This is a genomic window from Thermus sp. NMX2.A1 (assembly GCF_000511705.1).
GTDB lineage: Bacteria > Deinococcota > Deinococci > Deinococcales > Thermaceae > Thermus > Thermus scotoductus.
On sequence record NZ_ATNI01000014.1, the window covers coordinates 1 to 10,764 of the forward strand.

Annotated in this window: 15 protein-coding genes; 6 read left to right on the plus strand and 9 right to left on the minus strand. The window is 65.2% G+C overall.

Features of this window, described 5'->3' with window-relative positions; genetic code table 11:
* The 4 genes from TNMX_RS00545 to TNMX_RS00560 all read right to left on the minus strand — a co-directional run.
* Positions 1-326 (minus strand): hypothetical protein (locus TNMX_RS00545; protein ID WP_038028348.1); only part of this gene is annotated, 326 nt, incomplete at its 3' end.
* Positions 327-343: 17 nt separating this feature from the next.
* A complete protein-coding gene (locus tag TNMX_RS00550) occupies positions 344-562 on the minus strand; it encodes a hypothetical protein (RefSeq protein WP_038028350.1) in 219 nt (72 codons plus the stop codon).
* Positions 559-1,317, minus strand: a complete 759-nt coding sequence (locus TNMX_RS13160; RefSeq protein WP_253269341.1) for a DUF4145 domain-containing protein — start codon at positions 1,315-1,317, stop codon at positions 559-561. Before TNMX_RS13160 ends, TNMX_RS00550 begins: the two co-directional genes overlap by 4 nt.
* Positions 1,314-4,610, minus strand: a complete 3,297-nt coding sequence (locus TNMX_RS00560) for an N-6 DNA methylase (protein ID WP_038028354.1) — start codon at positions 4,608-4,610, stop codon at positions 1,314-1,316. The genes TNMX_RS13160 and TNMX_RS00560 overlap by 4 nt, the downstream gene beginning before the upstream one ends.
* A 72-nt stretch (positions 4,611-4,682) precedes the next feature.
* Between TNMX_RS00560 and TNMX_RS12740 the strand changes: the two genes are divergently transcribed.
* Positions 4,683-4,856 carry a hypothetical protein gene (locus tag TNMX_RS12740; RefSeq protein WP_156101089.1) on the plus strand — a complete coding sequence of 58 codons (174 nt, stop codon included), beginning with the start codon at positions 4,683-4,685 and terminating at the stop codon, positions 4,854-4,856.
* A 48-nt stretch (positions 4,857-4,904) separates the two neighbouring features.
* Positions 4,905-5,297 (plus strand): type II toxin-antitoxin system death-on-curing family toxin, encoded by a 393-nt coding sequence (locus TNMX_RS00565; protein ID WP_015717463.1) that lies wholly within the window; start codon positions 4,905-4,907, stop codon positions 5,295-5,297.
* A gap of 22 nt (positions 5,298-5,319) precedes the next feature.
* Here the strand turns inward: TNMX_RS00565 and TNMX_RS00570 are convergent, their stop codons facing one another.
* The 5 genes from TNMX_RS00570 to TNMX_RS00585 all read right to left on the minus strand — a co-directional run bounded on the left by TNMX_RS00570 (position 5,320) and on the right by TNMX_RS00585 (position 7,661).
* A complete protein-coding gene (locus TNMX_RS00570) occupies positions 5,320-5,865 on the minus strand; it encodes a hypothetical protein (RefSeq protein WP_038028358.1) in 546 nt (181 codons plus the stop codon).
* A 68-nt stretch (positions 5,866-5,933) separates the two neighbouring features.
* Entirely contained in the window at positions 5,934-6,443 is a 510-nt protein-coding gene (locus TNMX_RS00575; RefSeq protein WP_156919378.1) for a hypothetical protein, read from the minus strand.
* Positions 6,444-6,551: 108 nt separating this feature from the next.
* Positions 6,552-6,788, minus strand: coding sequence for a hypothetical protein (locus TNMX_RS12745; RefSeq protein ID WP_126200173.1), 237 nt, complete (start codon positions 6,786-6,788; stop codon positions 6,552-6,554).
* A 223-nt stretch (positions 6,789-7,011) separates the two neighbouring features.
* Positions 7,012-7,359 (minus strand): DUF5615 family PIN-like protein, encoded by a 348-nt coding sequence (locus TNMX_RS00580; protein ID WP_038028363.1) that lies wholly within the window; start codon positions 7,357-7,359, stop codon positions 7,012-7,014.
* A complete protein-coding gene (locus TNMX_RS00585) occupies positions 7,356-7,661 on the minus strand; it encodes a DUF433 domain-containing protein (RefSeq protein WP_038028365.1) in 306 nt (101 codons plus the stop codon). Before TNMX_RS00585 ends, TNMX_RS00580 begins: the two co-directional genes overlap by 4 nt.
* Before the next feature lie 63 nt (positions 7,662-7,724).
* On the opposite strand from TNMX_RS00585, the gene TNMX_RS00590 reads away from it, so the two are divergent.
* The 4 genes from TNMX_RS00590 (at position 7,725) to TNMX_RS00605 (ending at position 10,655) form a co-directional block, all read left to right on the plus strand.
* Entirely contained in the window at positions 7,725-7,958 is a 234-nt protein-coding gene (locus TNMX_RS00590) for a ribbon-helix-helix protein, CopG family (protein WP_038028367.1), read from the plus strand.
* A complete protein-coding gene (locus tag TNMX_RS00595; RefSeq protein ID WP_253269342.1) occupies positions 7,939-8,331 on the plus strand; it encodes a PIN domain-containing protein in 393 nt (130 codons plus the stop codon). Before TNMX_RS00590 ends, TNMX_RS00595 begins: the two co-directional genes overlap by 20 nt.
* Positions 8,332-9,035: 704 nt before the next feature.
* Entirely contained in the window at positions 9,036-9,308 is a 273-nt protein-coding gene (locus TNMX_RS00600) for a DUF5647 family protein (RefSeq protein ID WP_038028368.1), read from the plus strand.
* A 123-nt stretch (positions 9,309-9,431) separates the two neighbouring features.
* Positions 9,432-10,655 (plus strand): hypothetical protein, encoded by a 1,224-nt coding sequence (locus tag TNMX_RS00605; protein ID WP_038028370.1) that lies wholly within the window; start codon positions 9,432-9,434, stop codon positions 10,653-10,655.
* Positions 10,656-10,764 lie beyond the last annotated feature (109 nt).

The following is a 10,764-nucleotide window of genomic DNA, read 5'->3' on the forward strand; positions in this document are numbered from 1 at the left end:
CGCTTACACATAAATCTTGACACGACCCTTTCCTCGGAAAGCGCCTTCCTCAAGGCTTCCCGAAAAGCGGGGTCTTCTTCCTCCAAACGGTCCATCACCCTCCGGGAAAGGAGGCTGACCGCGTGTAGGAACTCCCCCAGGTCCTCCCTGGTGACGTCCCCCCGCGCCAGGGCGAAGCTCAACTTCAGGCCCTCCCAGAGGTCCACCGCCTTGCCCCAGAGGCATCGAGAAGGGGGTCCGCTCTCCCAGGAACGGGCCAGGACCGCGAGCTCCCGGCGCAGGTCCTGAGGTAGCTCCCCCCACCTCTCCTCCACCTCGCTCCGCAACCTCTCGGCGTAGGAGGTCAGCTCCCGAAGCTCAAAAGTCGAGGAAGTGGACCTCGATGTCCTGAGAGGAGGACCGCCTCCACCTCCAGGGCGGCCATTTGGATAATCCGGTGAAGCTCCAGGGAGAAGGTCTCCAGGTTGTCCTCGTGGAAGGCGATGTACCTTCGGAGGATCCGGAGGTCTTCGTCCAAGGCCAGAAAGTAGTCCCAGTGGGCGCGAAGGTCAGAGAGGTTCACGGCCCTTCCTCCCGAAGCTTCCTGGAGAGCTTCTGCTCCATCTCCTCGAGCCGTTTTGGCTTGGCAATGAGCTCTTCCGTGACCTCGTTGAGGAACTCAAAGAGGGCAAGGATCATCTCCCGGTCTTCCTGCCCCTGGGAGGGGTCTATCTTCCAGAGTTCGTAGTGGGCGGCGGCGTTCCCTCCGAGCCGGAGGACTCCCGCGAGCTTGTAGGTCTGGGTGGTCAGCTTGCCCTCTTCGTGAGCCCTCTTCAAGCGGTCGGCCAGGCTCCCCTTTTCGTTTCCTGCTTCCTCCAAAAGACCCTCCAGGGCTACCCGGAGCAGGGCGGCGGAAGCCCGAGGAGAAGCGGGAAGCACACCCCGGGCCTCCTCGTAAAGCTCACGGATTGCGGGCGGCATATCCGGGTGCGGGGGAGGAGCCTCCCCCGTCTGGGGGTAAAGCATCCTCTCCCCCAGCCAGAGGGAAAAACTTCCGCAATACTGACATAGGGCAATCCAAAGTTCCCTTCCCTTCTCTTTGGGAACCTTGAAAGCTTGGCGTAGCAACTTCAAAGCGGAAGAAAGAAGTCGCTCCCTATCCGCATCTGAGAAAATGGGGTTCGAATCTTGTTGCAATAGATACCTTAGCGTCTCCGAAACCTTGTTTAGGGCATCATCGGGATCATACAGCAGTTTGTACCACTCCTGTTTCGCCAGGACCCCACACCTGGGGCACACGAATGACATTTTCTGGAAAGCGGGTGCCTCGTAGCTCATTTGAACCTGTCCTCCGTGTACGCCCTCAGGGGGCGGATCTCTTCGACATCCCAGGGATACCTGGGACGCAAGCGGTCCAGGGGGAAGCTTCCCAGGCGCTCCACGATGTGCTTCCGCTCCTCGGAGGTGAGGCCGAAGAGGTCGAAGACCGCCTCGTCCACGGCGGCCAGGGTGTTGAGGAAGTCCCCCTTGGCCCTGGAGAACGCCTTCTCCCGTACATGGTACTCCCGAAGGAGATCCTTGTAGTCCCGAGGAATGAAGAGCTTCTGCAGGTCCTCGGAGGCCACGAACTCCGCCGCGAGGGAGGTCAGCAAGAGGTGGACAAAGCGGGCCAGATCGGGGTCACGGAGGTCAAGCCGGGCGTGGAGCGATCCCCGGAGGACCATCCCATCCACGCGCAAGTCCTTCGGAGGCACCCGGTCCTGCCACCCGGTGAAGTCCAGGCCGAAAAGGGGAGCGCTCAGGGGCAAGACCGCCCCGTTCTCTATGCGCCTCTCCACCTCCCTCGACAGCCATTCCCGAGGGTTGTCCCGGGAAGCCCTCGCCTGGCCCTCCAAGGTCCGGTACAGGTCCGCCAAGCGGTCCAAAAGGTCACGCCTTGGCTCCCTGGGCCAGGGAAGGGCCTCGAGGGTGCGGGGATAAATGTGGGCGTAGTACCCCTGAATGACCCCGCTTCTCAAGCGGACTGCCCAGTACCACCTGACCAGGGAGGAGTTGAGGTAGGCGGCGACGGCCTCCGCGAGGTCGGGCTTGGGAACCCCCACGATAAGGGTGTCCAGGGCTGCTGGAACTACCCCTTCGTCCCTCTGGCGCACTAGGGCTCCAAAGGGGGTCAAGGCTATATTGGCTACGACAAGATAGCTCTCGGGAGGATTTTCCCTACCCCAGAGGCTGAGCTTTCCGTAAGGGCGTGCCCTGACCGCTTCCAGGTCGGTGTACCCCGCCTTCTCTCCTTCCCAGGCCACCGCCATCCCCCGCCCTGCCAGCACGGGGACAGGGCGTGCCCCGTGGGGGCTTTCGGTCACCGGGACCCCTCCCCTTTGGATCCCGTAGGTCCACCAGAAGGGTTGGGGCCTTTTCTGCCGGGTGTATTGCGTCTCCATGGCCTCCGTCAGGAAGACCGCGATCTCCCCTCCCGGATAGAGCTTTTTCAGAAGGGGGGCATCCTCTCCTCGTAAGAGAGGAAGCAGGTACTCTCCGTACCCGTTGACCCTGGCCTCCCCTCGAGGGTTCACCTTGGGGTCGAAGAAGTCCCGGTACCGCACCCTGGACACCTCGTGGGGCTCGGGAGCTTCCTTCGGCCAGGAGGAGGGCACCCAGATCTCCACCTCGTCTTCCTCCTTAGGAGGCGTGCGCTCCAGGATGAGCACCAAGGGAATGCGAGCCGCATCCCAGATGTTTTTTTGTCTACCGTTCTCTTCGACAAACTCCATCCACACCAGTTTTCGGAGGCTCCACTCCTTTCCCGGCCAGAGAAGGGACCAGACCGGGGCGGCGGCCTCGCTGTTCGCGTAACCCCCGGAGACCACCATTCCGAGCTTCCCTCCTTTCTTCACCCAGGGTTTGGCGGTGGCCCCGGAACCCCGCATGGCCCGCCAGAGGAAAAGGAGGCCCGTGTCCGCGTTCTGTCCCCAGACCTCCTGGTAGAAATCGCGGATGGCCTGCCCGTACTTGGCCCTCTCCGCCCGGATGTAGGGGGGATTGCCCACCACGTAGTCCCACTCCTTCTCGTCCCTCGCCTCTTCGCCCGGGCTCCGCTTGACCAGGAAGGCGATGTCGCTGTCGTCCAAGAGGGAGTTGAGGTTGTAGACGTGGACCTCCGGCTTCCCCTTCTTCAACCGGAGGAACCCCCAGAGGAGCTGGAACATGCTCACGTAGGCGGCGAAGGGGTTGAGGTCAAACCCCCAGATGGAGCGGGAGAGGGCCTCGGAGTCCAAATGCACCCCCCTGGCTTTGGCGTCCTCCATCCGGTGGTGCAGGTAGCGCACCAGGAAGGAGCCCGAGCCGCAGGCGGGGTCCAGAACCTCCGGGTACAGGCTCTCCCCGTGGGCCAGGGCGGTCTCCCGGAGGATGAGGTCCACCACCTCCTTGGGGGTGTAGAACTCCCCCAGGCGCTTCCGCTTGTCCGGTGGAAGGAAGTTCTGGTAGATGTCTCCCAGGACCTCCTCGGAGAGGCCGGAGAAGTCGTAGGCGTTCACCCGGAGGATGAGCCTCTGGAGGGCGAGGTCCATCTCCCCGTTCGTCTCCAGGATCCAAGAGAAGGTCTCCTCCTCGAAGGGTTCGGCGTAGGCCTGGGAGAGGTCGAGGGAGGCCACCTTGACCAGGGCGGTGGCCTTGTCGGTCAGAAACTGCACGAACTCCCGCCAGCGCTCCGGCCCCCCGTCCGTCAGCCGGCGCTTGGTGAGGCCGAGGTCTTCCAGGAAGCGCAGGAAGAGCACCCGGGCGATGAGGGCGGCAGTGGAGTCGGCGGCGAAGGCCTCCCGGATGCGGGGGTTGCCGGGCTCCTCCTCCTCTTCGATCTCCCGGCCATACTGGTCGGCGAAGCGGGGAAGGTGCCGCTCGAAGAGAGCCTTCAGGGCTTCGGGGTACTCCCCCTCTATGCGGGCCAGGATGCGCCTCCGGGTCTCCTCGAGGGCTCCCGCGAGGTTCCGCTCGGCCTCTCCCCGCTTCTCGCGGTACTCCTGGTACCGCTCCTCCAGGTTCGTCAGGGCTCTGCTAGCGGCCTCCGTCAACTCGGCGAAGGAGACCTTCAGGTCCTCCTGAAGCTTCCGCGTTCCCTCGGGGTCCAGGACCAGGTAGGCGTAGGGCAACCTGCCCTCTACCAGGGCCTTCCAGTCCTCCTCGTGCCTCGCCTTCTCCCAGGAGATGGGGGCGAGCTTCTGGCGGAGGAGGTCCGTGGTCTCCCGGGGAAGGTGCAGAAGGGCGACCTCCTTCCCCGTGGCGTCCCTCAGCTGGAGGTACCGGGGCGTGACAAAGAGGACGTACCGGGTGGTGCCCGTCACGTACTTCCGCTTCTCCCGCCACAGGGCCGCGTTGCTCGCGGGGTCAGCGATGTGGCGGTCTTCCAGCTTGAAGTCCCCCACCACCCAGGGGTCCCCTTGGGCGTTCAGGAGAACCAGATCGGGGTACCCCTCTCCAGAGCGGTCTTCCGTGACCACCTTGTCCCGGGGATATCCCAGAAGCTCCGAGAGGAAGTCCCGAAGATCGGGGTAGTAAGAGCGCTCCGGGCGGGAGAAGTCCAGGGAAAGCCAGCGGCTCAGGGGGTCGAGGTGCGCTCGCGGGGACCTCGGCATGTTCTAGGAGAGTCTACCCTGTCGCGGGCGGGTGGCGCACGGGGCGACCCGGAGCCGTGGTATCCTGGAGGCGTGAAGAAGGCCCCCGTGGCTACCTCGAAGACCAGGGTAAAGACGCGCAAGACCCTGGCCGTGGGGCGCAAGTCCTCCGCACGCCGCCCCGACTCGTTTTCGGAAGCGAAGCTCCTGCTGGAAGAGGTCATCGAAGAGAACCTGGAGACCTTCAAGCTCCTGGCCCGTTACTGAACCGCGGTGTCCCGAACCCCTTACTATCACAAGGGGGAGCATAAGTTCTTGACCCCGGAGGCCATCCTCGAAGCTCATGCCAACGTCTTGGCGAAGACCGGAGGGACACCCGGACTACGAGACAGGAAGCTCCTAGAGAGCGCGGCCTATGCCCCCAGGGAAAGCGCGGGCGGCCAGGACGCCTACCCCACCTTTTTCTCAAAGGTAGCGGCCCTGGGTTACCGCCTGTGCCAAAACCACCCCTTCGTGGACGGCAACAAACGTACGGCCCTGGCGGCCATGCTCTGGACCCTTGGGGCTAACGGCTACCGTCCGAAGACAGAACCCCAGGCCGGGGCTGTAGTGATGGTTCTAGTAGCCATGGGCCACTTGAGCCTCAATGGACTCAGGGTAGCCCTGCTCCTGTGGTGTGACCTAGACCCTTCCCGAGAAGACCTCTAAGGGCTATTCCGTCATCCCGCGCCTACGCCTGCGCCCGGGGAGCGCTCAGGGTGCCTTGGAGCCTCCGCAGGACCTCACCTGCCCCTACCTCTTCCCCGTCTTCCAGGACGGAGAGCACCAGGGGCAAGAGGTGTTCCACGGCGCGGAAGGTGTCCTTCGCGAGTTCCGCCGGGGCGACCACGACCCTCCTCCCCTGTCTACGGAAGCGCACTCCCCGGGCCTCCAGGGTGGAGAGGACTTCCCACGGGGTGTCCCCGGAGGGGACAAGAAAGCGCTCCCCTGGGACCGGGGTGTACCCCTCGTAGTACACCCACCCATCGAAGACGGTGAAGACGAGGACATGCCACCCCTTCTCCCGCACGTCCCGCAGGATCCGCCCCAGAGCTCGGGTTACGGCCTCTCGGTCCTCAGGGTCGCCGTGGTAGGCGTAGGAGACCAAAGCGTGGCTTAGCTCCTCGGGGTTCACACCCCAAACCTGGACATAGGGGAAGTCCTCGGGGAGTTCGTGACGGAGGCACAGGGTGCTCCAAAGCTCTTCCACGATATCGTCAACGGTCCGCACCCGCATTCTTCACCTCCTAGTGTAACGAAAACCCCCCGGTGACCTCACCGGGGGAAAGACCGCCCTCTTCGGGTCTAGTCCGCCCAACCTTCCAGCTCCTGCCGGAGGTGAGCGAGGATTTCCTCGGCCTGGGCACGGGGCAACCCAGACCGGATCTCCGCCCCCTCGGGAGTAGCCCCGTCCATCAGGGCCTCGACAAATGCGAGGCCCGGATCCCCCCAAAGGAGCTTAACTTCCTCGACAAGTTCCCGGACCTTCCCCCGGAGGATGAGGTAGTCGTAGTCGACTTCCTCCGAGGGCTCCACCCCGTAATCCTTGAGGAAGTCGGTGGAGGCGTACTCCTTTTCCTCCAGGACCCGGCGAAGGTGCCCGGGGAGTTCGGGCGTCTCGCCCAGGCTTAGTTTCGCGAAGTATTCACGGAGGGCCTGGGCGTCCCTCTCAGAGAGGCGGAAAAGCCCCTGCTCCTCTGCCCTCAGCTCCGAGAGGAAGTGGGCTACCTCGTAGGCAAGGATGGCGATGGGGTTTACTTCGGCCCACTTCTTCCTCCGCCGGAGCCTCTGGACCACAGGAGCCGGAACCGCCACCGCTACCGTTACCTCCGGTGTCGGTCTGGGTGTCGGTAGGAGTCAGTCGTGTACAGTTCTCTGTCCTCTGCGTGCTCACTCTTTCATCCCGGGTAGCGCTGGTGAAGCTCAGCGTCCCCCTCGAGGACACCCCCCCTCGCTCGGGGTCCAGTACTTCACGGTCTGCCACCGCTCGGTGACGGTGACGCTCCCCGTGTAGCCCGTCGGACAGGACTCTGTGCGGCTTTGGGTCCAGGTGTTGATCACCTGCTCCGCCGGGGCGGTGTAGTAGCCCGGGGCCGCTTGCTGGCAGTCTGTGTCGTAGCAGAGGGTGCCGGGGAGGGGGCCGGTGTAGGCGGCGGTCACCGAGGCGCTGCCATAGGAGCGCGCCGAAACATGAGCGGGGGAGACAGATTGAAGGGAGTAGATCTCGGTCTAGAAGACGGAACCCTGGGACCTCGAGACCGAGACTTCTTGGCTCGCCGAGGTCCCGTAGACCTTGGGCAGGGCGGGGACGCTCTGAGAGCCGCCACTTCCCAGGGTGGCCCCATAAGGTCCCGCACTTGCGTTCCTAGAGTTTTCTCCAAACTTAGAGAGGCAGGTACAGGATGGCGTTCTCCAGCTCCCCAGGCCGCGCGGTAGCCAGGAGGAGCTCCAGGTCCTCTAGGATCCGGCCTACGCTAACCCCCCGGCGCAAGAGGATGAGTCCCGGCATAGGCTTGCCCCCCTCTATGCGCCGCGCGGCCTCGGCGCTCAGGGTGGCCCGGTCCCTGGACACCACCACCCGCCCTTCCCTGGCGGCCCACTCCAGGATTTCGGGGTCCGACCTCCCTCCAAGGCCCACATCCACCACCCGCACCACGTCTAGCCCAGGGTGGCGCCGCCTCAGACCCAGGAGTAGGGCCTTCTCCACGTTCTCGTCTAGTAGGAGCCTCACGCCCTACCCAGCCGGGCTAAAAGGGCCTTAGGAAGGTGGGCCCTGGCCCGCTCCTCCGCCTCCCGGGCCTCCCTCTTTACCCTCTCCCGGTAGGCGGCCACCTCCTTCGGGTGGCGCAGGGCCCAGGCCAGGATGGCGTACACGTCCGCGAGGTTCAGGCTGGGGTAGGCCAGGACCATCTCCTCGGGGGAGAGGCCCCCCTCGTAGGCGTCCAGGAGGTCTTCCAGGTAGACCCGGGTGCCCTCTACCCGGAGGCCTCCGGCCTCGTCCGCCACCAGGGGGATGCGCTCAGTCAGGACCATGCGCCTCTCAGTATACTCGGGGCAGTCCATGTAGACTTCTCTTCCATGTTATGCTCGTACTGTATGCGCTTAACCGTCCACCTCCCCGATGACCTGGCCCGCCTCCTCAAGCAGACCGCTGAGAACGAGGGCAAGTCCATGAGCGCCCTCACCGCCGAGGCCCTGGACTTCTACCTCCGGGAGAGGCGCAGGCGGGCCCTGGGCCTCAAGGTGCTGGAGCGGGCGGGAAAGGCCCAGGTGGATCCAAAGGCCCTCGAGGCCCTGGAGGAGGGCAGGCGTGAGCTTGACCGCCCTTGACTCGGGCTTCTTCGTGCGCCTCCTCCAGGGGGACGGGAGGGCCGTGGACCGGTGGCGGGCCCTGGTGGAGGGGGAAGGGGAGGGGGTGGTGTCGGGCCTCTCCCTGGTGGAGCTCCTCCGCCTCTCCCTGAAGGGCGCCATCGGGCGGGAGGACGCCGGGCTTCTCCTTGACGCCATCCCCGCCGTGTGCCGGGTGGTGTGGCCGGACTGGGCGGTCGGGGAGCGCTCGGCCCGTCTCTCCCACGGCCTGGCCCTGCCCCTGGTGGACGCCATCGTCCTGGCCACCGCCCTGGAGGCGGGGGCGGAGGAGCTCTGGACCACGGACGCCCACCTGACGGCCTACGAGGGGCGGATGCGGGTGGTCAGGCTCTAGCCCTACACCACCTCCCACTTCCGCCTGGGGTCCAGGAGCAGGGTCTCCCCCCGCCACATCACCGCCTCCCGGTCCGCCAGGAGGTCCCGAGCGAGGACCTCGACGCGGCAGGCCTTCCCAGGAGAGCGCGGCGGGCCAAGGGAACCGCTAAGGGTCTTGGCGAGAGGGGGCGGCGTTTTCCTCGGAAGAGGGCAAAAAAAGGCCGTAGCAACGTTTCTTCGCGAAAGTGCGCTTTGTGCATAGGAAGGGCCTGGAACGGGGGGCGGTCTACATGGAGTTGCGGGGAATCCCCGGAGATCCCTGCATAAACCCCGCAAGGAGAGGTGGGAGGAGGGAGGCCTCCCGGGGGTGGAAAGGTATGCGGCCGGAGTAGCCTGGGGCCATGGTCCGCCGCCGGGAAGTCCTCATCGGTCCCGACTGGCGCCTCCGCTTCACCGTGGAGCTGGACCGGGGCCGGCCCCGGTCCTGGGCGGTGCAGCTGGAGTGGTACGACCCCGAGGAGGAGCGCTGGGTCTGGGTGGCCCGGTACGACACCTCAGGGGGAACTCCCCACCGGGACCGCAACCGCATCGCCGCCCACGAGCCCGTGGACCTACCCCAGGACCCAGGGAAGGCGGCTAGGGTAGCGGAGACCGACCTGGCGAGGCGGGCAGAGGAGTACATTGAGGCCTACCGGGCGCCAAGGCCCAGGGAAAGGAGGCCTGGTGAACCCCGCGGAGAGGCTGGCAGAGCTGGACGCGATTCTGACGGAAGAACTCCTGGAGAAGGGACTCCTAGGGGAACTCCCCGAGGCCTACCGCCTGGTCCCCCTTCCCTTGGACGAGCCCGAGGTGGCCCAGAAGGCCCTCCTGTGGGCCCATGAGGCTCCCAACCCCGAGGGCTGGCCCCTGGTCTACGCCCTCTTCATGGGGGGCAGGCCCCTCCGCCTCCTCCTGCCAGAGAGGGAGGTCCCCCTGGGAGTCTCCCAGGCCGCCTAGCCCCAGGCGAAAAGCGGGCAGAAAGGACATCCGCTGATAAGATGGACACACCCCGTACTCGTGCCCGTAGCCTCGGATCGCTTCTTTGGGAGGGAGCGGGTAGGGGGCACAAAAGGAGGAAGCATGAAAAGGAACAGGTTCTGGCTTTCGGCAAGCGGTCTCGCCCTCGCTCTTCTCCTCGGGGCTTGCGGGGGCGGGGCGGGAAGCGGCTCTGGCGGCACGGTCACGGTGAACTTCGTGGATGCCTTGGGAAACCCCTGGGCACCCCCAAAAGTGGCCACCCAGGTGGGGACGGGGGCCTGGCAGAGCGCCCCCTCGGGGATCTCGGTGACCCTCAACCTGCCCTCCGGCGTGGCGCAGTACGGGGTGGCCTTTACTTGCGGAACGGAGACCCAGGTGGTTCAGTTCACCAAGGGAGAGGCCCCGAACCCCACCTTGCGGTGTAGCTCGGTCAACGCCCCCACCCCCGTGAACGTCACCCTGAACTACAACGACAGCGCCTTCCCCACCACCGCAAATAGGCTGTACTCCGTCAACACCCTGGACGTGGCCTTCGGTCCCCTCACCTCTAACCCGGCGACCCTCACCGTTTCTCCAGGGCAGGGGGACCTCCTGGTGGCCCTCTACAACAACTCGTGGGCCGTTATCGCCCTCAAGGGCCTCCTGAACCAGAACTTCACGGCCGGGGCGAACTTCAGTCTGAACTTCGCCGCCAGCGATGCCACCTCGGGCACGGGCAACATCGGGAGCTACCCCGTGCCCTCGGGATTCACCACGGGGGGTACGGCTGTGTTCCACGTCACCCCCCTCGGGGCCTACGCCATCCTGAATAATGACTTCTCCGCCCCTGGAAACGCCCTCGCCTTCCCCCTCCCCCCGAGCGCCCTCGCCGGGCAAAAGGGGGTGTACGCCAACGCCTTCTCGAGCGGCCTCTCCGTCCTCTCCGTTGAAGCCTTCACCGGAACGAGCCACACCCCCGCCTTGCCCCCCGTCTTCAACCCCACGGTGAATACCTCAGCCAAGCTCCCCGCCTTCTCGGGGCTCTCGGCCTCGGGGAGCGACTTCATAGGATACGGCTTCTCGGCGAACTGGCCGGGAAACAGTCTGACGGCGATCGTTTCCAAGGGCTGGATAGGAACGGGTACGAGCTACGCCCTGCCTGACCTGAGCTCCTTGGGCTTCCCCGTCCCGGCCACCAACGACCCCGCGGGCTACGAGGCGAACGCTTTCTACAGCAACAAGCCCTTGGGTACGCTCTTGGCCGCCCCCAACTTCTGGAAGCTCCTCGCCACCCCGGGAATCTACTTGCGCTCTGGAACCAAGGAGGGAAGCTACACCACCCCTTGAGGGGGGGGAAAAACCTGGGCGGCCCGAAGGCCGCCTAGGTTCTTCTTGGGTTTGCCCACTAGAAACCGCCAAGGGATCGTAGGTGACTGACCTGGTCGTGTAAGGAATT

Excerpts from the sequence above, each read along its gene's own strand:
- TNMX_RS00570 (WP_038028358.1), bottom strand. The coding sequence starts at position 5,865 with ATGCGGGTGCGGACCGTTGACGATATCGTGGAAGAGCTTTGGAGCACC.
- TNMX_RS13160 (WP_253269341.1), bottom strand. The coding sequence starts at position 1,317 with ATGAGCTACGAGGCACCCGCTTTCCAGAAAATGTCATTCGTGTGCCCC.
- TNMX_RS00560 (WP_038028354.1), bottom strand. The coding sequence starts at position 4,610 with ATGCCGAGGTCCCCGCGAGCGCACCTCGACCCCCTGAGCCGCTGGCTT.
- TNMX_RS00585 (WP_038028365.1), bottom strand. The coding sequence starts at position 7,661 with ATGGTCCTGACTGAGCGCATCCCCCTGGTGGCGGACGAGGCCGGAGGC.
- TNMX_RS00605 (WP_038028370.1), top strand. The coding sequence starts at position 9,432 with ATGAAAAGGAACAGGTTCTGGCTTTCGGCAAGCGGTCTCGCCCTCGCT.
- TNMX_RS00590 (WP_038028367.1), top strand. The coding sequence starts at position 7,725 with ATGCGCTTAACCGTCCACCTCCCCGATGACCTGGCCCGCCTCCTCAAG.